Origin of the sequence: Gluconobacter sp. P5E10 (assembly GCF_018812145.1) — a bacterium.
GTDB lineage: Bacteria > Pseudomonadota > Alphaproteobacteria > Acetobacterales > Acetobacteraceae > Gluconobacter > Gluconobacter cerinus.
Genome location: NZ_JACRVZ010000002.1, coordinates 1 through 20,949 on the forward strand (window position 1 = coordinate 1; position 20,949 = coordinate 20,949).

Here is a 20,949-nt window from a genome sequence, read left to right on the forward strand (position 1 = left end):
CACCCGGCGCCCCACCTTCCCCCACACGCCGCAAGAAGCCCGCCACACGCCTGGCTCCGGCTCTCCGGCTTGAAGCTCTACGCGCTGGACTACGGGGAGAAGCGTTTGACCTCACGGTTTCCGAGGGGGAAACGGTTACCGCCTATGGAACTGATGAAGCTGCATTATCTGGCCTATTGGATCTGATCGCAGGCTTTTCTCCCCCAATGGGCGGGCGCGTCCTTGTGCAGGAAACAGATGTTACATCCCGTCCCGCCGGGCAACGCAGCACTGTCCTGATCAGCACCCGAGATCCGCTGTTTCCTCACCTCGATACGCGCAGTAACATCGTTTTCGCACTGCGCGCCCAAGGACAAAGCCGCGCAGAAGCCGATGCGGGTGCAGGCCGCATGATGTCTCTTCTGGGACTGGATGGACTGGGAAATCTTTCTCCGCAGGACCTCAATCCAGAGCAGACCTTCCGTGCAATGCTGGCCCGCGCCCTCGTAACCGCCCCAACCATTCTTTTGCTCGACAACCCATACGGTGGTCTGGACATCCAGGCTGGTCGACGTATCGCGTCTCTGCTGTCGAAACTGTCGCGCGCGCGAAATCTCAGCGTTTTGCAAAGCGTCACGCGCAAGGAAGATGCATTGCGCGCAGGAGGACAGATCGCCCTCTTTAATGAAGAGGCGTTGCTTCAGTGCGGAACAGCAGCCGAACTGTATGATCGCCCATCAGACGTTGGAGTGGCGACACTCTTTGGTGAAGCCAATGCCTTGACCGGGCAGGTTCTGGATATTGCGGATGACGTCGCGCGCGTTCAACTTGCCTGCGGCGGCATTGTGGAAGCTCTCGCATCCGACGATACGCTTCAAGAAGGTCACCCCTGTCTGGTGTGCGTTCGCCCGGATCGGATCTCGCCCTTTTTCGGCAGCCAGTCTCTTGGTCTTGATGATGAGGAAGCTCCACCTGTTCGCGGCACACTGACGGACAGCGTTCATCTTGGCGATCATATCAGAATGCGGGTGCGCTGCCCGGATGGTACCGAGATTGAGCTCCGGCGCCCGCCCCTTCAGGCCCAGAAGCTGCCACGCGCCGGAGCCGCCGTTCAGCTCGCGTGGCCAGCGGGCCATGCAACGGCCTTTCCGCTTCGTGCCGACCTGTATTAAAGTGCCGCCGCATTCGGTCAGGCATCTGCGCCTGGCTTCTTCATGCTGATTGAGGACACCATTCTGACCCGGCCCGCTTTCTTTCTGCGACATACGCTCCCGGCACGATGCCGGGCGGGTCTCGGTCGTATCATGCGTCCTGCAGCATTTCTGGTGGGCCTGCTTGCGATACAGGTTCTGCCTGCCAATATGCACGCGCACGCCACATCCGCGAGTAGCACCCGCCCTTCCGATGACATCGGGGATTTCTTTTCCCATGTCGGCCAGAGTGTCGCCTCGGTGTTCTCGCCATCCGAAGCCTCGGCGCACGCGCATAAACGAGCTGTTACACACCACTCCACAAAACATCGTCGTGCAGCCAAACCTGCTCCTCCCGCCCCCGGCTGGGCCATTCCTGAAGGGGCGGTGACTGCGAATGCCCTGATCACAAGCGACAAGTCGCTGAAGCAGGTTGAATGGGACGGCCAATACAGCACGCTGGAAACGGGCGTTCATTCATCAAACCCAAGCTGGGCTGCTATCCTGTTAAACGGCAGCCAGCTTGCAGATGCCTGTCAGAAAGGTTGGGTTCACCCGCTGGACGGTACTTTGGGATGTGGCCTGCCCGGAGGCCAGACAATCATGGCACTCGCATGGGATCGTTCACGACTACCTGCCGCCCCTGACTGGAAAGACTTCTGGGACGTTGCACGTCATCCAGGACGCCGCGGTCTTTATCTGGGCGCACGTACAACGCTGGAAATTGCCCTGCTTGCGGACGGCATAGACGCGCGTGACATTTACACTGCGCTGTCCACGCCCGCGGGCGTTAGTCGTGCGTTCCACAAGCTGGATCTGCTTCGCCCCTATATTGTGTGGTGGAAAACACCCGATGATGCCGCCCGGATTATGGAGCAAAGCAGTGCGCTCATGACCAGCGCCCCCATGACGGAAATTTCCAGCGTCAGCATGAAAGTCAAAGCGGGACCAGCGGCTTCTCTTTTTGTCGCGCAACCAGAGCAAACTCTCAGCACGGCACTCTATTGGGCAATCCCGGCTAACAACCCGACGACGACAGCCCAAAAAACCCTAATCCAACTGCACACTCAGTCTCCACACCTGAACGACATGCCCGACAGCGTCCTTGATCCGAGAGGAACAGCTTTGTCCGTCAATGACGCGTTCTGGACGAAATACGGCGACCAGCTGGAGCAGCGGTTTCAGGACTGGTACGGCAGCAGCAAGCCATGATGGCCATTTCCATGCGGCTTCACTTGCCTGCCATTATACTTGGCCTTCTCATTGGCTGTGGTGTCATCACGCTGCTGATGCGTCTTTTGCCAGCCAGACACGTACGCCTTCTTGGTTTGCTGGTTTTATTGCCCGGCCCTGCTCTCGCTTTTGCGCTTCCTGAACTTCATCGCGCTGGACTGAGCTTTGTCGGCCGACATTATGACATCCTCCAGGGTGTTCTGATTTCCCCAGCCGTCATGATGCCCTTCGGAGCCACGTTACTTGGACTGCCCATCGGAACAACACGCGCAGCAATCGGCCTGGGAGCAGATCTGACGACCCGCCTGAAATTAATATGGCTTCCCCTGCTTTTACCCGCCGCCCTGCTTTCCCTGACAATAGCGGTTCTGTTGTGCCTCGGCTGTGTGATACTGGATCGGCCATGACTTCAGTTTCTCCTTTCTGGCAAACCACGCCGCTAGATCAGATGACGTCCGAGCAATGGGAATCCCTTTGTGACGGATGTGGGCGTTGCTGCCTGAACAAGCTCCGCGACGAAGATACGGACGAGATCGTTTACACGACCGTTGCCTGCCGACTTCTGGACACACAGACGTGCCGTTGCACAGATTATCCGAAGCGCCATCGCAAGGTGCCGGACTGCGTTACCCTAACGCCTGAACTCTTGGCTGAAATCGACTGGCTTCCACCAAGCTGCGCTTATCGATTGCTGCGAGACGGGTTCGATCTCCCGGAATGGCACCCTCTGCGCTCCGGGACGCAGGACAGCGTTCTGCTTGCCGGTGCTTCAGCAGGTGGGCGCTGCGTAAGTGAGCGCCGCGCGGGTCCATTGGAGAATTACATTACCGCATGGCCCGGCGAATGGCCTGCGAATGCACCCGCGTGCATTTCTAGAAAGCGCTCCGGCTAACCCCATGCTTCCGCCGACCGTCCCTCTCGTATGGAGACGTTCGCCTCGTGCACGCCGCATGACCCTCCGCATTGATGCTCAAGACGGCAGGGTTGTTGTTACAATGCCGGAGCGCATCAGCCAGCGGCAGGGTCTTGCGTTCGTCCATCAGCATATGGACTGGATTACGTCCTCTCTCGCTGCTCTGCCTGAAAAACGCGTACTGGCTAACGGCCACGAAGTCATGATCGAAGGATCACCGGTTCCCATTCTGCACGAGCCAGATGCCCGCCGTGGCACATGGCTGGATTCAGATGGCCTTCATGTCAGCGGTGATGCGGCTCATACCGAACGTCGCGTAAGGGACTTTCTTCACAGCCTGGCCAAAGAGCGCCTTTCAACGGCTGTGGCACTTCACAGTAAAAGAATGGGGCTTGTGCCGTCCCGTGTCGATTTGCGGGAAGTCCGGTCTCGCTGGGGCAGTTGCACCCGAAAAGGACGCATCATGTTGAGCTGGCGTCTGGTCATGACGCCGCCGGAAATTCGAGATTACGTCGTGATCCATGAACTCGCTCATCTTCAACATTTTGACCATAGCGCTGCTTTTTGGGGTCTTGTTGACAGATTTTGCACAAATGGACGCACAGGACGTCTTGCAGCGGAACGCTGGCTGAGCCAAAACGGGACCGCCCTGCTGCGAGCAGCATGAGGCGTGTGCGAGCTTGGCGGAATGGTAGACGCACGAGACTTAAAATCTCGAGTCCGTAAGGGCGTGCGGGTTCGAGTCCCGCAGCTCGCACCACATAACCATTTGATTTCATTGGAAACGCGAGGATATGACCCATAACAAGTGGGTTGGTTCTCCAAAGCTCTTCTCCAAAGTTGGAGAAATTTTATGCTCAAACTTGTCGGCTCGCGATTCCATTTTCGACGCGTCGTCCCAGTCCCCTTGCGCCCGATTCTTGGTAAGAGCGAGATCTGGATTTCCTTGGGAAGAGCAGGCAAAATCGAGGCGCGACATCGTGCAGCACAACTGCATGGACAAACGACTGACCTGTTTGAAGGACTTTTCAGTGTGAGCGATATAAAGCAGTCATCTGATGCGCTCACTTCCCTACCGGAAGAAATCAAATCCACCAACGAAGAATACGTCTTAAAAAAAGAACTTTATGCCCGTGATACAGAAATAAGAATTTTAAAGAATATAATAAAAATACATGAAAACCTTAGAATAACAGGAATTCACAACGCAGAAAAAATGGCAGAAATAAAATACAAAGAAACTGTTTTTCAACACACTAAAGATTTATTACTTTTTTCTTTAGAAATTGACGAAATCGAAAAAGCTATAGAAACTTTTCGAACAGAATTTTTGGAGTCTATGGAAGATCTTGTTCGGAGGCTACAAATCTCTTCCGCTGAGAAAGAAGTCCTAAGAAGCGAAATTGACCGCCTCCATAACACTCTCGTTACAACTTTAACAAAAGCCATTGAAACTACAACTTCCCGACCAGCACCACAGTCTCCAACACCTTATTCCGAAGTGGCACTTCCCGTAGTAGCCGAAACTCAAACCAAACTACAATCAAAGGCTCCCTCACCTCTTTTACTATCGGCGGCCCTAAAGCGTTTTCTCAACACCAAACCCGCCAAAAGCCTCGAAACTCAGCGAGACACGAGCAGAACTGTCGCACTTTTCGTACAGGCATTTGGAGATCTTCCCGTCCGTGAAATTGATGGCAAAATCTCAGGTGATTTCCGCGACGTTCTCTTTTCCCTTCCGGCATCACATGGCAAGCGCCGCAACCTCTCTTTTCAAGATGAGATAGACCGTGCAGCTTCTCAGGATGTGCCATTGCTAAGCACAAAGACGGTAAAAAACCACTTCATGCGCCTGTCTTCTCTATGGAATGAACTTTTAAGACGGGACATGGTTGAGAAAAATCCATGGAACAAGTGGAGTTTCAACCTGTCCAACCAAATATCGCGTCGAGCCTGGAAACAGGAAGAAATGAATAAGCTCGTTAATACCCCTTGGCCAGTAGGCAGTATTTCTAACGAGACCTTCATGGGAATCACGATGGTTGCTGCTTACAGCGGTATGCGGCTTGGCGAAATCAGTAACCTGAGAAATGAAGACATCCAAGACGTGGAGGGTGTTCCGTGCTTCCGGATTTGTGCCCATCCAGAAGACAACTGGTCCCCCAAGACTGACGCAGGAGAACGCATTGTTCCCATTCACTCCACCCTACTGAGCTGGGGGCTGCTAGCTTTTCAAAAAGCCAATCAGAAATACCTTTTTTCTGATCTTAAAGACTCACGAGACGGAAACCGTGGCGCTGACTTCAGCCGGGCATTCTCACGCTACAAAATGATAATGGACCTTCCTCCGGCTGTTACTTTCCACGGTTTCCGGCATACAGTGTCAACACTTCTGCGCAATCAGAAAAGCGACATTCGCGAAATCTGGATTGATGCTCTGTTAGGTCATGAATCCAGCCACAAGAGTCAGGGGGCCACGACATATCTGAGCGGTATCGATCTCACCAATCTGCAAACAACAGTCGAGGCTATTCAATATCCAGACTTTTATTTGGGAAAAAGGCTATGAGCGATACAAAAAAGATTAAATTAGAGCCTTTAGGTCCTGAAGATGCACAAGATATGTTTTCAGGACTATCTGATAATCGCGCCTATCAATTCATTCCTGATGAACCACCAATAAGTCTTGAAGCTCTTCGTGACAGGTATGTTGTTTTGTCTTCAGGCGGGAATTCAAATGGTACCGAAATCTGGCTGAACTGGATCATCAGACAAGGTGTGGATCAGAAGACTGTTGGGTATACGCAAGCGACACTGACAGCAGAGGAAGCGGTTGTCGCCTATCACGTCTTCCCTCTCTACTGGCGTCAAGGCATCGCAGCAGAAGCCATGAAGATCACCCTCACAACTATTTTCTACAATCCCGACATCAAAATCGCACGCGCCTTTGTTGATACGAGAAATCACGCCTCTATAGCCCTGCTACACAAACTAGGCTTCAAACAGGTCAGAAGAATTCATGACGCAGACTTCTTTAAAGGAGCAAAAAGTCACGAATATGAATTTGAAATTACTCAAACAGAATGGCTGAAGACGCCAATGCCTTCTCAAACCCAATAGTATTGCTAGATCTACAGGAAATAGCAGACCATAATTTCCTACATGTATCCATGGACGTGTTCTTAGGAATGATGCCAAAGCGCATGTTTGGCCATCCCAACGATGCATAAAATTCCTTTCCGCTTATCTCCAATATCTGAAGTCGTATCCTCCCGGCAATCACCTCGCATCATGGGCGTTGAACTGTCCGGGAACCAGCGGCTAACGTTCTGGTCAGGTCAAGGATCGATCTTAGTATGATTTTCCTTGTCGTAATATGGATATCTATCCACGGAAAATGACATGCAGGTTTCAAAATGGGTTAACAGCCTTGCTGTTCGTATCCCCGCCCATATCGTCCGTCAGCTTGATTTGCAGGAGGGAGACAATGTTGAGACAGTCTTTTCTCACCTGAAACGCCCTGAAGAAGCTTTGCAGTCTTTGAAAACAATTGGTCGGAAACTGCCCAAAAACTTTCGATTTGAGCGTCCGCAAGACTGAATATGCCTGTTCTTCTGGATAGCAATATCCTGCTCTATGCGTTCATAGAGTAGGATGTGGAAAAGATGCGGATCGCTGAAGATGTTATCCGCCATACGGATTGTCATATCTCTGAACGAGATGACGAATACGTTGCCTCGTAAAACGAAGCTGTCTCTAGATGATATTGGCGAGCTGATTGCAGATATTAGAAGCCTGACAACCGTACATGACCTGACGACAGGTATTTATGCCAGAGGCTGGGCAATTGTACGCCGCTATGGCTTGCAGACTTATGACAGTATGATTTTAGCATGCGTCATCGAAAATGGCCTTGAAACGGTACTGTCAGAAGATATGCAGGCTCGCCTGTCCATTTTCGATATGACGATTATAAAAAACCCGTTTGGATAAAAGAAATTTTTGGAGAGCAATTTCGATATATCTCTAACTTTTTTGGGGTACTTATTCTTTTTCAATTTTTTTAGGCTCAGGAATCATATCCAGAAGATGACGGTCAGGCATGTGTCATAGCGAGTTGCGACCCGCCGCCAGTCTTTGAGCCTTCCGAACACGATCTCGATGCGGTTGCGGCGTTTGTATTTCCGCCTGTCGTATCTGACAGATTTCCCGAGAGATTTCCGTCCTGGAATGCAGGGTTTAACCCCTTTTTCTTCCAGGGCATCCCTGAACCAGTCGGCGTCATACCCTCGGTCCCCCCCAGTATCCTTTGTGCAGCAGGAAGACTGTCTAGCAAGGCAGAGGCTCCGGTGTAATCACTGACCTGTCTTGCTGGCATGAAGAAGCTCAGCGGTCCTCCGCTCTGAGTTAGTAACCGAGTGCAGCTTCGTATTCATGCCAACTTTTGTCGATTTGATCAGACAGCCCGAATCCCCCTTCTTAGACGGAGGCTTGAAGCCGTTCGGTGTGCCTTGAGATACGTCGAATTAATCATGATGTTCTAAGCCTCGACCTTTGCAGCAGACAGGCCGTCCGCCATCTGGGATAAGACCTTCATCACCATGTCGCTCCAACGCTTCAGGCGGTTGTAGAGCGTCTTGTGCTGACCGTATTTCCGAGGCGCATCGCACCAGCACAGGCCACTACGATTTATGGGAATGATGCCGCCCAGCACGCGGCGGTTATCAACTCGAGGTTTGCCGTGGCTCTTGGGAAAGAACGGCGGGAGACGTTTCATCTGTCATCCAAAACAGGTCGTTCATCTTAGATCTCCTCACGGGGTTTGAATAAGATGCTACAAGAAAATCTTTTAGGTCCTGAGCCCAATGAAACCCGCAAGAGAAAATAATAATTCAACATAATTTAATTTGTTCTCGTAAATGCATTGCTGTTTGGTCAATACTTGGGTACACAGTTGTGGAATTAATATTAATACTATTCAATTGACGAATTATATTTTCTTTATTGGTTATTGTAATTCTGCTTACTCCGATATTATATTGCCCATGATCTGGCAACTCTACTTCATGACCAAAAAGTAAAAACGCTCCAGATTGAGATTTTATACGGGTATTATTTCTTTTTGCTTTTACACAAATTATGCTACTTAAATCTTTTGGTATAATTCTATCCTCAAAAAAACCTTTCTCTGAACGTATGTGATGTAATAATTTCCGAATTGAATCGGATTTGTTAAAATCATCCGTATCCAAATTGAGGTTAATAGAATTTTTCTGATTGAAGTTAAGGTTCGATATATTTGATAAGCAGCTAACAGTATCGGAATCATAATATTTTATTGTATCTGCTATGATATTGAATATTATTACTTCTCCATTCTTCTCTTCATTACCTGAGCATGCAAAAAACAAAGCTACAAGGGGGTTACCAGACAAATCCAGTAATCTGGTTGGAAGTCCATAGTGTTGCATTCGTACAAGTCGATCAAAACAATACTGATCACTCTGAAATTCGTCATAATGGGAAATTAATAATTCTTTACAAAGTCTATCTTCATTGGGCATGAACTGCCAATTTCCGTTACTCCATTTTCTTAAAAGAGAAGGAGTCAGTTCGTAACTAGAATCACTATGGCCACGAAAAAAAAATTCTTTCTCTTCTCCTGTACGAGATTGGTACAAAAGTTTTAAAAAAGATTCTACACTATCGGCTAGTCCTAGAATATTTTTTTCACGTGGAGGCGGTTGAATATCTTTTTTATCTTGGAGAAAATTGTTACCTGGAATGACAAATTTCGATAAATCAGGTTTAAGTTTTACTAAATTTTTTAGAATTTCTTGCGCATCCCCTTCACGGACTGCCCAGTGAGTACGAGAAATTTGGAATCGATCTAGGTAGAAAAGGTCTTTCGCAGATTTAGGATCATCAAATTTTACTTTACCGAAATCAATTTCTGTTTGAAAATTTGCTTCTACTTCGCTATTTTTCTTGATTATATTATTTATTTTTCCATATTTTATTATTGAATAGTAACCATCATCATCCCTTTGAATCTCCGTACAAAGAAATGTTGGCAGGCTTTCAAGAAAATCTTTGGCGATATCACTATAATTTTGTAATCTTTTTTCTATATCTGGTGGAGTATATTCAAACATACGACCCAATTCCATTGATATGGAATCAATATTACCATCTACTTTGCTAATATTGTAGAAAGATATGTAATTGAAATTTTCCATTATAATTCCAATAATAACAAATTTATGAAAATTATATTATGCTTAGAGGCTTCGCTGCATTAATTCTCATGAATCATGCCTATCCTAAGGGGCTGGCTTTATAATGTTATAAGATAAACATTTTTTGCTTTTTCCTATGTTAGTGCAGTCTATAGAATAGACAAACCGAATGTATTTTCAAACGTTAAAATGTCCCGAAACCGGTCATTTGTGGAATGCTGTCAATAACAGTGTGAGGGAAGCGGTAAGTCCTGTTCCTCAACTCCGAGTATCGGAACAGTGGAGGCCGCAGTGAACCGTCCGCCAGACTGTCGTACGGCTGACCCGGAAAATCCCTGCGATTTCGCCCAGTGATCTTCCAGCAGCGCTCAGTTCCTTCACATGTTTCTTCTGCCGGGTTGTCAGAACATGCGGTCTTCCGAGCTGTTTTCCGGCCAGCCGGATAGCCGCAAGCCCAGCCCTTGTTCGCTCGCGGATCAGTTCCCGTTCAAACTGCGCAAAGCCTGCCAGGATGGTCAGGAACAACTGACCATTCGGGGTACCCGTCTCAATCCCGATATTGAGAATACGCACCCGGACGTGCCGGTCTGTCAGGTTGTTCACGAGCCCCATGACATCGAGCGTGTTACGACCCAGCCTGTCCAGACACGCCACAACCAGACTGTCTCCCTCTTTGAGGCGGCTGAGCAGGCCAGCAAGCCCCGGTCGACTGGCAGCAGGCACGCTGCCTGACACCGTATCAAATACGATTTCCGTCACACCTTCTTTCTGAAGAGCCGATACCTGCCCGTCACAGACCTGGTCGCCCGTCGAAACCCGTGCGTAGCCATACCGTGTCATGCTTCTGACCTCCCTGCATTCCGGAACAGGATTTCGGAACAGCAGGACCCGTTTTTCCTGGCCTGTTCCAAAAACGACGGATTGTGAAACCCGGCGTTGCAGGTCGTCGAGACAGAACCAGACGAGAAAAACAGCAGACAAAGAGCGGGTTGTGTCTGAGTTCTCAGTGTCTTTTGTGTGTTTGTCTCTCTGCGGCAACGTCGTCACGCCAGCGTCAGGTCATTGGTCCGGAGAAATTCATGAAACGGGTAGTCGTCTGTCTCTTACTGTGCGGTGCCCTGCCACCGGTCGCCCATGCACAGGATGCCGTAGCAGCTTTTCGCCGCAGCATGGTCAACGCCGCCATGGGGATGGGCGCTGGTCACATTCCCAATACTCCCGCAACGCCGCAGGCTCCTCAGGATAATGGCGGCGTGACACTGCAAAAGACCCTGACGTATCGTCCAATGGACAATGCACTGGGACATGCCTCTCTCATGGGGATCTCGTTGGGCATGTCTGCACTGGAGGCAACAGCCCAACTTCGCCAGGCCTGCCAGGCGGACCCATCAATTCGTACCGAGACCCTGCGGACTTCTTATAAGGGCGTCGATATGGAGACCCAGTCTTATCCGTCGATGCTATCCTGCCAACGAAATGGCGATGCCATCAATGTATCGCTGGCACCTCCCGTCATGGGCGGCGTCGTCATCAAAGTCGCGCGCAGTGTCGATTATCCGGCCGTTAATTCTCCGGGGTACGATGCTTTGAAAGCGGAGCTTGTCACCCGGTATAGCGCCCATCTCCCGTCTCTTTACAATGCTTCTGCCGTGACCGCTCTGTATGCACTCAAGGATGGCACGGTCACCGAAAAAGCTCATGGCGACCCTGTTGCATTCTCGCCATCCTCCGATCCACGGGCGTCTGTTACGCAAGCCTGGATGCAGATAGCGGTTGATGTGGTCCCGCAAAATCCGTCAGCCGTCAGTCATCTGAGCATTGCAATCGAGGATATCGGAGCTGTCCAGACCATAACGGCTGAAGTCATCAAGCAGCTCAATGCGGCTGTAGACGCAAAGCTGGCCCACAATACCGTCAAGCCAGCACTGTGAGGGCGTGACCATGACCGTATCCCCTTTGCAAAACGTAGCACCAGAAGAAGCAAATATCTTTCCTGGTAACAGTCAGGCTTGCAGAGTGCCTCATGAGCCGGAACATCGGGGGGTGGTCATCAAAACACCCGATGCTACGCCGGGTCTGATCGTCGCGGATGGCCAGCAATATTCCTTCGTACTGCCCAAGGTCTGGCAGGGAACAGCCGCTCCCGCCCGCAACCAGAAAGTTGTGTTCACACTGGCAGCGAATGGCGACGTCAACGCAGTGCGTTTGCTCGGGCGTGAGGTTTTAACCCATGAAACGCTCAGCGCATTGGGTCAAACCTTTCGCTCGAACGGTGGAACATTTGGCGAGAAAGTGTTGCCTCTGCTCCAGGCACAGAGAGACCGCATGACGGGGCCAGGTGTTGTCCTGTCGAGTGCATTGCTGCTCGGTTTTTTCGTGCTACCCGGTTGGAGCCTTGAAGCTGGCAATACGATCCTTGGCGTCAATCTGGCCTACACCGTCAGCCAGTTGTTGGGCGTTGATGCCAGTGCCGCCGATCTTACGGTTCACTTTGGTTTTTGGCGTCTGATCGGATGTCTGGTGATCGTCCTGCCCTGGATTGCACCATGGCTGACGTTCAAACGAGCGCAGATGCTGAATATCCTACCTCTTGTCTTCCTGATTACTCTCCCGCTGGTGGTGCATACGAAGCTGCGTCATTTCGCAGCGGATGCAGTGAAAAGCACCGGCCAGCTTTTCGGCGGTCTGGGAGGCGATGGCGCAATGCAGCGCGATATGCAGGTGATGGTCGAGAAGCAGGTCTCCTCGTTGATTCACGCGACGTCCTGGAACAGCGGGTATTGGCTCGCACTCATCGCAGCTTTTGGTCTTGCCGGTCTTGCACTCAAGAACAGGCAGGGCGGGATACGCCACTAAGCTGATACCTATGACTGGCTTTAAGCTGTCTGCTGCACGACGCGGTGGACAGTGCTTGGTCCGACACGAAACAGTCTGGCAATCGTTCTGAGAGACTTACCCTGCTGCGCCATTTCGCGAATGTGCTGCCGCTGAACGGACGTCAGGCGGGGTGGACGTCCGATGAGCTTTCCTGCCGCCCGGGCTGCGGCGATGCCTGCCTGAGTCCGCTCACGAATGAGCTCTCGTTCAAACTCTGCCATCGCCATGAGAATGGTCAGAAACAGACGGCCATTCGACGTGCCCGTCTCGATACCCAGATTCAGAATGCGTAGACGGATATCCCGTTGGTCCAGGAGCCTGACGAGTTCGAGCACGTCGACTGTATCGCGTCCAAGGCGGTCCAGCCGTGCAACAGTAAGGCTGTCACCTGGTTCCAGTTTTTTGAGAAGGGAAGACAGCGCGACCCGGTCATGAGCTGGAACGGAACCGGAAACCGTTTCCACGACAATGTTTTCCACCCCCTCATTGCGAAGAGCCAGGATTTGGGGGTCGGTCGTCTGGGCGTCGGTTGAGACCCGAGCGTATCCGTACCGTGCCATGACCGACCTCCTGAGCGGGAACATTCCTGATGCGACTATCATAGCATCTGTTCAGGATTAAGAATTTGGTCAGGGAAAATCCATCATGGTGAGAAAAATGACAGTAACAAAAAATATGAACGGAATTAATTGATAGGTTAATTCTGAGTTTTCCAAAAAATTGACAGAATAAAATAAGTATGAAGATTTTTGGTTATTTATTAGAAATCATCCACAATCCCTCGTAATTGGAATTGTTGCGCCGGAATAGTCTATATACTGATGTTTCCTTTCAGATCTTCCGGCGAAGGAAACGTTGGTGAAGATCTGGCTTCAATGACATGAACCTCGCATCTCGCCTGCCCGCATCAGCCGGAGATGGATGAATGCGATCATGTCTTTCTCGTATGAAACGTTGGCTCCTGTCTTAAAGGAATATAGCCATAAGATTGAGCAGCCACTCCGAGCACTCCATCCGTTTTATCAGGAGCGACTGGCTAACCTTGCTTACAAAACAGTTTTAGAGGCTGGAGTAGAGGCCCCCGAAAAACTGGATGTTTGCAAAGAGATCTTGAAAATTTTTGCGGGGTTCGATCGCGAAACCGAAAGACTACTGTACATGTCTTCTTACTTAGGCTTGGAACCCTGGCAATTTTCAGATCCTTCATTGAAGGAAAGTCGGAAACTTTGGAGTAGGAAATCCAAAAAAGTCAGACGGAATATCAGGCGTTATCTGAATATACCTGTTCCTGAAGATGCGGTTGAACAGGAATTCAATTCCAGAAAAGTCGCGAGAGCAGAGTCCTATATCGTAAAGAAAACGGAATCTGGGAAAAAGATCAGTGCATACGAAAATGCTCAATATAGAAAAAATATTCGACGTGAAAAATTTAACCTTATAGCAAAACTTATAAAACATAGCTCAATCGATATTTTATTATATAAGGGGTTTTTCCTGACACTTACTATGCCATCGGAGTTCCGCAAAACAAGCTACGAAGTCGCTATGGCAGAAATACGCGACAGGTGGAAGAAGATTATGGAAATCCTCCAGGCGGAGGGAATAATCGTTCTTGGTGTTAAGAAAATTCATCTTCATAAAGATGAAACTCCTCATATTCATTTAAGCCTGTACTGTAATCCTATCCATGAAGGTTTCATCAGGGAAACAGTCTGGAAGTTCTTTATCAATGATGAAAAGCACGGAGATGAAGCTTTTCAAGAAATCTATGATCATGACGGAGCTTTGGCATATCTCCTGAGAGACTTCTGCCTTGAGGATGATGAGACCTTTTGTGAGATCAAATTTATTGGTTTGAAGGCGGGCTTCCTGACTTTCTGGGATCATTTTTATAAAAGAGATTATGGCAATTCAAAGCTGTCACATCTTTCTAACAACCGTCTGTTCAAAGCCAGGCGTCTTTTGAAAGACCGAGAAGACTTAAAAAACCCGGCAAGTATCCTGTTTCTTCTTCGCGGTTTTGCAGAGCCCTCCCTCAATGAGATTTCGAAGTGGCACATTAATTTAAAGCAGCTGACGCTGACCGATGAGTGGACGACACTTAGGATCGCCGACTTGCAGTTCTGTATTCACGGACGTCAGAACATTCTTCCCAAGACACGCCGTACATCATTCGTAAATCCAGAAAAACGGCAGCTTTCTAATGTTTTTAGTATTCTTATAAGGGAGAACCAAGAAGGTGCCATCACCGCAATTCATCCCGTCAGGGAATGCGTAGACCGACGATTTTTAAGGACTAGAGCTGAACTTGCGCTCTGTCGGGCACGTCCACCTCCCAAACCCAGTGACACAAACGACCGGTTTCGCATCATCTCGGGGGAACGAGAGGTTTTGCGGCGTCCAGTGTGACAGAAAGGGCATGCGAAATGACAACCTATGGATATGCCAGGGTTTCGACTGACGGGCAGACGACAGATCCGCAAGTGCTGGAGCTGAAACAGGCCGGGGTCGACCTGGAGAACTGTTTTGTGGAAACCGTCTCCGGCAGTGTGAGTGCTGCCAGACGTCCTGTGCTGCAAAAGCTTCTTGAGCACCTTTGCAACGGCGACACATTGACGGTGGTGAAGCTCGACCGGCTGGGACGAGATACCATCGACACCCTGACCCTGATTCAGGACCTCAAGGCCAAAGGGGTTGGTGTGCGTATTCTGGCTCTGGGCGCAGATACGGGAGGGGCGGCAGGAAACCTGATCATCGGTGTTCTGGCCAGTGTGGCGGCATGGGAGCGGGATATCATCCGGGAACGGACGATCTCTGGTCTTCATGCCGCTCGGGTATCAGGAAAGTTGCTGGGAAGACGTCATGCCATGAGTCCGGCAGGTCGTCAGGAGGCGGTCAGGGCCACAACGGAGGTGAAGCGGTGCGCAGTGTTGCGCGGCGGTATGGTGTTGCACCCCGAACAATCTATCGGCTTTTAGAAGCGACAACCGAGAGGATGGAGACTGGAAAGGCCGCCTGAAGCGGGAGACTTTACGGCAGCATGCCGTGGGTAAAAGGAGCCTGTTCTGTCCGTGAGACAGCAACGCAGGGAAGGGAAAATATCCATCCTTTTTCTGAGGCGGGAAACCTTGAAAAAACGAAGCTTTTTCAGTGTCTTAATATAGACACGAAGTACAGGTCACAAAGTACAGAAAAGTGAGACACGAGGTACATTTTCTTACCGCCCCGGACCGGAAAATACCGGCCTTGCGGATACGACCGGGTTCGAGGCGGCAGGAGTGGGGTGAGTTTCCCGGCGGGGCAAACGCAGGTTGTCGAAAAGACCCAGTTCCAGTGCAGAGACGATCTCTGGGTCTCGACTTAAGAGAGCTTTCCGGAGTCTCCGCCGTTCCCTGAGAGCAGCGCGAACGGAAGGCGATCTGAAATGCTCCTGAACATCGGACTGTCGGTTTTCAGCGCACCGTCTGGCATAGTCATCAACAAGCCCCCGTGCTTCTTCGGCAGAGGTGACAGGCACCGTCAGGTTCCACCCGAACAGAGCATTCAGCATCCGGGCAATCAGGGCTTCGAGATGCCGGGACAGCTCTTCTTCAAGAGACATGTTTTCAAGCCGCCTGATCTCAGCGCGCCAGGGGCGAGAAATGATCTTTGGCCTGCACTCGGCCCGCGTCCATTGAGGACGGATAATGGACGCCAGACTGTCAAAATAGTCTTGCACAGGCCGGGGAGGAACACGAACTGGCACCAGACCTTGTTCCATCACATCCCGAGCCTTCAGAGGTTTGGGAGTCTTCGGTGCTGGCTGATTGGCATTCTGCATCAAATGCGCCAGCTCACGCTTTTTCAGGCCAAGCACACGATGAAGAGCAAGCCGGTTTCTGGCTTCGTCTTCGATCAGATAGACACCGTCCTTGTCGCCTTCGAAGATAAGGAGACCGACCTCGTTTGCGGCATTTATGAAATCCCCCAGAATGCGATGATGAGCATTCCAGAGGGTCAGGATGTCTGCCCGCATCGCTGGGAGAACCGACTGTCCTGAACGGCGTTTCGTCGCCTGGTGCTGGGCGTGAGTGAAAGCAGCGTCCGGCGTTCGGTCATTCTCATAGGTTGCAGCACGCAGGACATCTGCATGACGGGCTTTCCCGTGTGTCTCAAGCGCATGAATGACGGCCTGTGTGCCTTTGCCGAGAGTCAGGGCGTGACCGAATGCCATCTCGGCCAGTCGGGCAATTTTCTCATGGCGTCGTTTTGAAAAGCGACTGTCCAGAACCAGGCCGCTTTCCAGAGCTTCGGCATAAATGAGATGGTAGTGTTCGGCCTCGACTGTGTTGCCCGCCCGTTTCTTGTCGTGACGGACAGCGAAGAGGGGGCCGTCCGCCTTGAATTCCTCGCGAAACGTTTTCTGCAGCCAGCCTAACTGGCCTTTCCTGAGCGGTTCGTCGGGGCTGAAGATGACATGACGGAGAGCATAGGTGTTGTGTCTGGCGTGGGCGTCTTTGACAGCTTCGATCAGATCGTGCTCCGTGCCTCGGAGGATTGAGACCTGTTCGTTTTCGTCCGTTCTCAACAGGTGACGAAACAGTTTTCCATGACCGCTGCCCGTGCGAATTCTGGTCGCTTTGATAATCATGGTCGCAGGTTTCTCAGCAGAGCCCGGGTCTCGGAGTTTGCAGCCTGAATATCTCTCAGGACCTGAGAGACGGGTGCGTGGTTTCCGGCATTCAGAACATAAGCGATCTGATTGAGATTGTTCCCGATGGCTGAAAGCTGTCGGGACAGGCTGGTCAACGCGGATGCAACTTCGTCTGGCGCCCTTCCTGTCAGGCAATGTTCTCGTAGGAGTGTTCTCACGTAACGCGATAATGAGACATCCTGACGAGCGGCTTCAGCAACGGCTTCGCCATGTTGATCATCAGGAAGCCGGACACGAACATCACGTTTGCGGCCCTGTGCAGCAGGTGATTTTTTGACCATGGTCAGTCTCCGCCATTCGGCTGGTACAAAGGGGGTCCACGGGGGAACGAAGTTCCTCCTGGCAAGATGGCGATTGAGGAATACAAAGTATCCGCAGATCGCCACGGCTTGCTCTACCAATGTAGCCAATCTGAATGCTTACCGTCGGAGCCTGAATTTTTACTGTTAGGGTCGATGTTGCTCACTGGAATGAGTGTACCGGGCAGAGCTTTTTTTCTTTTGTCCGGTTAAACCTCTAAGTGCCTGCTTATGTGCTGAAGGAGATGAGAGCTTCCATCGCAGCACATAAGCACGCACTTAGAGGTTTGAGGCGTGCTAAAGGCGTCGCAGGCGAAAAGAAGAGGTGTAAAATTTTCTAGAGAAGATATTGCTACTCTTCCCTAGAACCCATTATTCCTCGCAATTCACAGATGGAGAACGTGGCGGCTTATAATCCAGCACCTCGCGTATTGGAGTATTCCCGCAAAGCCTCATAAAGCTGCGCAGGACCAAGAAGCACGTCTTTCAAGCCTTCTCGAACACGTTCAGACCCGAGTGCCTGATGGCTCATAACGTGATGAGCATCCAGCGCATCCATGATGGCGTCTAGAAGCGCTGTCTTTAAGTCCGGTGAGTTTGCAAATTGCTCTTTGCTATTACTGGCAGCCTGCTCCCTGAGCATCGCATTTTCCAGTAGCTTGCCCTTTATAACGCCATTCACGTACACGAGCTGATCATTATCTGTCAGCTCGCCATCAAAAAGGCCGTTCACACTCTGGATGATTTCATCCAGGAGTGCTTTCTGCTTGTCTTGCACCGCTCCACTGCCGACACCATCCATCGGAGGCAGTTTCGGAGTTTCACCATGCCCCAGACTTAGCGGCTGAGTGCCGGTGTTGCGCAGACTGTGATGCGTTAGAGTAACCTTGGAAAGATCGACCTGATCACGTTCGCGACCGAATTCCAACAAAGGAATGAGACGCTTGTAAAACAGAAACCGCTTTTCGATATCCGTGTTACCGTAGTCAAAGATCTGCGACAGGAAGGCATACAGCCGAACGAACGCGCCCATATCTCCTTTGAACAGAACCAATGCTTCCAGCGTATCACGTGCAGCTTGAGCCGCAGATACATCATTCTGAGCTTCTGCCGCCGTTTTCTCTGTTTGAGCCGCTTTATAACGCTTCAACAATCGATCAGCGACCGGGGCTATGGCAGCCTGCAACTGCGCCTGAGTGCCTTTGGGATCTAATTCAACCTGTGCAAGACGATCGACTTCATAATCATCATAGCAGTTTGCTGCATCCAGCTTGGAACGGAGATCGAACACCTGCTCGGGATCTGTCGTCGCTTCGAGTTCCGCCGTTTCGTAGTAGGTCTTGAATGCCTTAAGGACATCCGCGCCCTCGTTCACGAAGTCCAGAATGTACGTCGTATCCTTGCCCGGATAAGATCGGTTCAGGCGTGAAAGCGTCTGCACCGCCTGAATACCGCCAAGCTTTTTATCCACATACATGCCGCACAGAAGTGGCTGATCAAAACCCGTCTGAAATTTATTGGCGACCAAAAGCAGATGATAGTTCGGCTCTGCAAAGGCATCGCGGATATCCCGCCCTTTGAGGCCTGGATTAAGATCTTTACTGTTCTCAGTTACCGGATCTGGATAACTTTCTGGATCTGCAACCTCACCAGAAAAGGCAATCAGAACGCCAAGTGGGTAATTCCGCTTTGTAATGTAAGATCGAATAGCCTTTTGCCAACGCACGGCTTCTTTCCGACTGGCGACCACCACCATGGCTTTGGCCTTACCATTCAGAAGCGGCTGAACATTTTCCCGATAATGCTCGACAACAATTTGAACCTTCTGGGCGATGTTATAAGGATGCAGTCGAACCCACTGCATAATACCCTTCATCGCTGCACTGCGTTCGACCTGCGTCTGATCGAACTCCTGCCCATTATGAGCCAGCTTGAAGGCCATTTTATAGGTTGTGTAGTTCTTCAGAACATCAAGGATGAAGCGTTCTTCAATCGCTTGGCGCATGGAATATACATGGAAAGGTAAAGGTTTTCCGTCCGGGCCGGAACGACCAAACAATTCAAGCGTCTTCTGCTTTGGTGTGGCCGTGAAGGCAATATAGGTCAGTCCGTTTGAGTCCGTGCGTGATGCCATCTGTGCGGCTAACAGAACTTCGGTATCGACCTCGCCGCCATCCTGATACTCAGCCCATTCTTCTGCCGAGAGAAGCTGTTTGAGCTTGGAGGCTGCTTCGCCCGTCTGCGAACTGTGAGCTTCGTCCGCTATGACAGCGAAACGCTTGCCTTCGGTAGCTGCTAGTTTTTGAACCTCTGCCAACGCAAAGGGGAAGGTCTGGATGGTGCAAACAATGATCTTCTTGCCGTTCTTAAGAGCCTTGCCAAGCTGAGCACTTTTGCTTCCATGCTCGTTGGTGATGCTCTCCACCACACCATGCGTGCGTTCAAAATCGAAGATGGCTTCCTGAAGCTGGGCGTCCAGCACCGTGCGATCTGAGACGACCAGTACACTATCGAAAATCTTCTTGTGATCTGCATCATGCAGATCTGCCAAGAAATGAGCCGTCCAGGCGATGGAATTGGTTTTACCTGACCCGGCAGAGTGCTGAATGAGGTAACGTTCTCCAGCACCTTTCTCCAGCACATCGGCCACAAGTTTACGCGTGGCATCGAGCTGATGATAACGCGGGAAAATGACACTTTTGAGCTGCTTCTTTTCGTTGCGCTTGCCAATGAGATAACGGTGCAGAATGTCGAGCCAGCTTTCCCGTGCCCAGACCTCTTCCCACAAATAGGACGTCGCAAACCCTTTGGAATTGGGCTCATTTCCTGCCCCACCATGATTACCCTGATTGAACGGCAGGAAATACGTTTCTGGCCCAGCCAAACGGGTCGTCATCATGACTTCCGTCTGGCTGACAGCAAAGTGGACCAATGCTCCACCCGGAAAACTCAGCAGCGGTTCGCTCTGCTTGCCCTTGGGATGTGGGTTACGGTCAAAACGATATTGGTCCACCGCATCGTCTACGCCCTGCGTGAAGTTGGACTTCAATTCTGCGGTTGATACGGGTACACCATTGACGAATAGCACCAGGTCGACCGCGTCTTGCGGGTTATTGACCGAATGACGCACCTGCCTAACGACACGCAGGCGATTGGCCTCGTAACGCTTTTGCGTCACTGGATTGATAGCTAGAGCTGGTTTGAATTGCACCAGCATCAACGGTTCTTTGAGGCCAAGCATTTCCACGCCACGCCGCAACACATCAAGCGTGCCACGTTCATTAAGGCTTTTACGGACGCGTTCTGCCAGACGATCTTTAAGTAAAATACCGTGCGTCTTGTTCAAACGTTGCCAGCTCTCTGGCTGAGTTTCTTCAATCCATGCCAGAAGGTCAGGCATGAACAGGGCATTTGTCCGGTCATACTGAGCAGCATCACCCTCGGCATAGAGCCACCCTTTGCTGGCTAGGCTTTGGCAGATTTCGGTCTCGAAGTGATGTTCCTGATGCAGCGTGCTCATCAATCG

The 20,949-nt window shown here is 50.8% G+C and carries 19 protein-coding genes, 1 tRNA gene and 1 pseudogene; 14 read left to right on the forward strand and 7 right to left on the reverse strand.

Annotation, left to right across the window (positions count from 1 at the left end; all coding sequences use genetic code 11):
- From KP707_RS04030 to KP707_RS04075, 10 genes are all read left to right on the forward strand, one after another.
- On the forward strand, positions 1 to 1,151 hold a 1,151-nt coding region (locus tag KP707_RS04030), incomplete at its 5' end, for an ABC transporter ATP-binding protein (RefSeq protein ID WP_252348827.1).
- Between the two features lie 42 nt (positions 1,152 to 1,193).
- A complete protein-coding gene (locus tag KP707_RS04035; protein WP_249202783.1) occupies positions 1,194 to 2,381 on the forward strand; it encodes an extracellular solute-binding protein in 1,188 nt (395 codons plus the stop codon).
- On the forward strand, positions 2,378 to 2,809 hold the full coding sequence (locus tag KP707_RS04040; RefSeq protein ID WP_211506653.1) for a hypothetical protein: 432 nt from the start codon (positions 2,378 to 2,380) through the stop codon (positions 2,807 to 2,809). Before KP707_RS04035 ends, KP707_RS04040 begins: the two co-directional genes overlap by 4 nt.
- Entirely contained in the window at positions 2,806 to 3,294 is a 489-nt protein-coding gene (locus KP707_RS04045) for a YcgN family cysteine cluster protein (RefSeq protein ID WP_046900785.1), read from the forward strand. Before KP707_RS04040 ends, KP707_RS04045 begins: the two co-directional genes overlap by 4 nt.
- Before the next feature lie 4 nt (positions 3,295 to 3,298).
- Positions 3,299 to 3,982, forward strand: coding sequence for a M48 family metallopeptidase (locus tag KP707_RS04050; protein WP_211502249.1), 684 nt, complete (start codon positions 3,299 to 3,301; stop codon positions 3,980 to 3,982).
- 7 nt (positions 3,983 to 3,989) lie between these two features.
- A tRNA-Leu gene (locus KP707_RS04055) sits at positions 3,990 to 4,075 on the forward strand.
- 93 nt (positions 4,076 to 4,168) lie between these two features.
- Positions 4,169 to 5,884, forward strand: coding sequence for a tyrosine-type recombinase/integrase (locus KP707_RS04060; protein ID WP_252348828.1), 1,716 nt, complete (start codon positions 4,169 to 4,171; stop codon positions 5,882 to 5,884).
- A complete protein-coding gene (locus tag KP707_RS04065; protein WP_211509024.1) occupies positions 5,881 to 6,435 on the forward strand; it encodes a GNAT family N-acetyltransferase in 555 nt (184 codons plus the stop codon). Before KP707_RS04060 ends, KP707_RS04065 begins: the two co-directional genes overlap by 4 nt.
- A 282-nt stretch (positions 6,436 to 6,717) precedes the next feature.
- The gene (locus KP707_RS04070; protein ID WP_215751639.1) at positions 6,718 to 6,915 is read left to right on the forward strand and encodes an AbrB/MazE/SpoVT family DNA-binding domain-containing protein; all 198 of its coding nucleotides are present in this window, start codon (positions 6,718 to 6,720) and stop codon (positions 6,913 to 6,915) included.
- An 81-nt stretch (positions 6,916 to 6,996) separates the two neighbouring features.
- On the forward strand, positions 6,997 to 7,308 hold the full coding sequence (locus KP707_RS04075; protein WP_252348829.1) for a PIN domain-containing protein: 312 nt from the start codon (positions 6,997 to 6,999) through the stop codon (positions 7,306 to 7,308).
- Positions 7,309 to 7,391: 83 nt separating this feature from the next.
- On the opposite strand, the pseudogene KP707_RS04080 reads toward KP707_RS04075, so the two are convergent.
- The 3 genes and pseudogenes from KP707_RS04080 to KP707_RS04090 all read right to left on the reverse strand — a co-directional run bounded on the left by KP707_RS04080 (position 7,392) and on the right by KP707_RS04090 (position 10,394).
- Positions 7,392 to 8,092 (reverse strand): annotated as a pseudogene (locus KP707_RS04080) (IS5 family transposase).
- Positions 8,093 to 8,207: 115 nt separating this feature from the next.
- Positions 8,208 to 9,554, reverse strand: coding sequence for an FRG domain-containing protein (locus KP707_RS04085; protein WP_215751638.1), 1,347 nt, complete (start codon positions 9,552 to 9,554; stop codon positions 8,208 to 8,210).
- Positions 9,555 to 9,812: 258 nt separating this feature from the next.
- A complete protein-coding gene (locus KP707_RS04090; protein ID WP_252348830.1) occupies positions 9,813 to 10,394 on the reverse strand; it encodes a recombinase family protein in 582 nt (193 codons plus the stop codon).
- A gap of 239 nt (positions 10,395 to 10,633) precedes the next feature.
- Between KP707_RS04090 and KP707_RS04095 the strand changes: the two genes are divergently transcribed.
- Both KP707_RS04095 and KP707_RS04100 read left to right on the forward strand, forming a co-directional pair.
- On the forward strand, positions 10,634 to 11,485 hold the full coding sequence (locus KP707_RS04095; protein WP_215751637.1) for a hypothetical protein: 852 nt from the start codon (positions 10,634 to 10,636) through the stop codon (positions 11,483 to 11,485).
- Between the two features lie 10 nt (positions 11,486 to 11,495).
- Positions 11,496 to 12,410, forward strand: a complete 915-nt coding sequence (locus KP707_RS04100) for a hypothetical protein (protein ID WP_215751636.1) — start codon at positions 11,496 to 11,498, stop codon at positions 12,408 to 12,410.
- A gap of 20 nt (positions 12,411 to 12,430) precedes the next feature.
- Here KP707_RS04100 and KP707_RS04105 read toward each other — a convergent pair whose 3' ends face one another.
- The gene (locus KP707_RS04105; protein WP_215751635.1) at positions 12,431 to 12,991 is read right to left on the reverse strand and encodes a recombinase family protein; all 561 of its coding nucleotides are present in this window, start codon (positions 12,989 to 12,991) and stop codon (positions 12,431 to 12,433) included.
- 361 nt (positions 12,992 to 13,352) lie between these two features.
- Between KP707_RS04105 and KP707_RS04110 the strand changes: the two genes are divergently transcribed.
- Both KP707_RS04110 and KP707_RS04115 read left to right on the forward strand, forming a co-directional pair.
- Positions 13,353 to 14,840 carry a replication endonuclease gene (locus KP707_RS04110; protein WP_215751634.1) on the forward strand — a complete coding sequence of 496 codons (1,488 nt, stop codon included), beginning with the start codon at positions 13,353 to 13,355 and terminating at the stop codon, positions 14,838 to 14,840.
- Between the two features lie 17 nt (positions 14,841 to 14,857).
- The gene (locus tag KP707_RS04115; protein WP_215751633.1) at positions 14,858 to 15,409 is read left to right on the forward strand and encodes a recombinase family protein; all 552 of its coding nucleotides are present in this window, start codon (positions 14,858 to 14,860) and stop codon (positions 15,407 to 15,409) included.
- A gap of 239 nt (positions 15,410 to 15,648) precedes the next feature.
- Here KP707_RS04115 and KP707_RS04120 read toward each other — a convergent pair whose 3' ends face one another.
- The 3 genes from KP707_RS04120 to KP707_RS04130 form a co-directional block, all read right to left on the reverse strand.
- A complete protein-coding gene (locus KP707_RS04120; RefSeq protein ID WP_215751632.1) occupies positions 15,649 to 17,061 on the reverse strand; it encodes a hypothetical protein in 1,413 nt (470 codons plus the stop codon).
- Positions 17,058 to 17,405 carry a plasmid mobilization protein gene (locus KP707_RS04125; RefSeq protein WP_215751631.1) on the reverse strand — a complete coding sequence of 116 codons (348 nt, stop codon included), beginning with the start codon at positions 17,403 to 17,405 and terminating at the stop codon, positions 17,058 to 17,060. Before KP707_RS04125 ends, KP707_RS04120 begins: the two co-directional genes overlap by 4 nt.
- Before the next feature lie 427 nt (positions 17,406 to 17,832).
- Positions 17,833 to 20,943 carry a type I restriction endonuclease subunit R gene (locus KP707_RS04130; protein ID WP_215751630.1) on the reverse strand — a complete coding sequence of 1,037 codons (3,111 nt, stop codon included), beginning with the start codon at positions 20,941 to 20,943 and terminating at the stop codon, positions 17,833 to 17,835.
- Positions 20,944 to 20,949: the final 6 nt, after the last annotated feature.

Bases quoted from the DNA above. Each gene is read 5' to 3' on its own strand.
- KP707_RS04035 (WP_249202783.1), top strand. From the start codon at position 1,194: ATGCTGATTGAGGACACCATTCTGACCCGGCCCGCTTTCTTTCTGCGA.
- KP707_RS04040 (WP_211506653.1), top strand. From the start codon at position 2,378: ATGATGGCCATTTCCATGCGGCTTCACTTGCCTGCCATTATACTTGGC.
- KP707_RS04045 (WP_046900785.1), top strand. From the start codon at position 2,806: ATGACTTCAGTTTCTCCTTTCTGGCAAACCACGCCGCTAGATCAGATG.
- KP707_RS04050 (WP_211502249.1), top strand. From the start codon at position 3,299: ATGCTTCCGCCGACCGTCCCTCTCGTATGGAGACGTTCGCCTCGTGCA.
- KP707_RS04060 (WP_252348828.1), top strand. From the start codon at position 4,169: ATGCTCAAACTTGTCGGCTCGCGATTCCATTTTCGACGCGTCGTCCCA.
- KP707_RS04065 (WP_211509024.1), top strand. From the start codon at position 5,881: ATGAGCGATACAAAAAAGATTAAATTAGAGCCTTTAGGTCCTGAAGAT.
- KP707_RS04070 (WP_215751639.1), top strand. From the start codon at position 6,718: ATGCAGGTTTCAAAATGGGTTAACAGCCTTGCTGTTCGTATCCCCGCC.
- KP707_RS04075 (WP_252348829.1), top strand. From the start codon at position 6,997: ATGTTATCCGCCATACGGATTGTCATATCTCTGAACGAGATGACGAAT.
- KP707_RS04085 (WP_215751638.1), bottom strand. From the start codon at position 9,554: ATGGAAAATTTCAATTACATATCTTTCTACAATATTAGCAAAGTAGAT.
- KP707_RS04090 (WP_252348830.1), bottom strand. From the start codon at position 10,394: ATGACACGGTATGGCTACGCACGGGTTTCGACGGGCGACCAGGTCTGT.
- KP707_RS04095 (WP_215751637.1), top strand. From the start codon at position 10,634: ATGAAACGGGTAGTCGTCTGTCTCTTACTGTGCGGTGCCCTGCCACCG.
- KP707_RS04100 (WP_215751636.1), top strand. From the start codon at position 11,496: ATGACCGTATCCCCTTTGCAAAACGTAGCACCAGAAGAAGCAAATATC.
- KP707_RS04105 (WP_215751635.1), bottom strand. From the start codon at position 12,991: ATGGCACGGTACGGATACGCTCGGGTCTCAACCGACGCCCAGACGACC.
- KP707_RS04110 (WP_215751634.1), top strand. From the start codon at position 13,353: ATGAATGCGATCATGTCTTTCTCGTATGAAACGTTGGCTCCTGTCTTA.
- KP707_RS04115 (WP_215751633.1), top strand. From the start codon at position 14,858: ATGACAACCTATGGATATGCCAGGGTTTCGACTGACGGGCAGACGACA.
- KP707_RS04120 (WP_215751632.1), bottom strand. From the start codon at position 17,061: ATGATTATCAAAGCGACCAGAATTCGCACGGGCAGCGGTCATGGAAAA.
- KP707_RS04125 (WP_215751631.1), bottom strand. From the start codon at position 17,405: ATGGTCAAAAAATCACCTGCTGCACAGGGCCGCAAACGTGATGTTCGT.
- KP707_RS04130 (WP_215751630.1), bottom strand. From the start codon at position 20,943: ATGAGCACGCTGCATCAGGAACATCACTTCGAGACCGAAATCTGCCAA.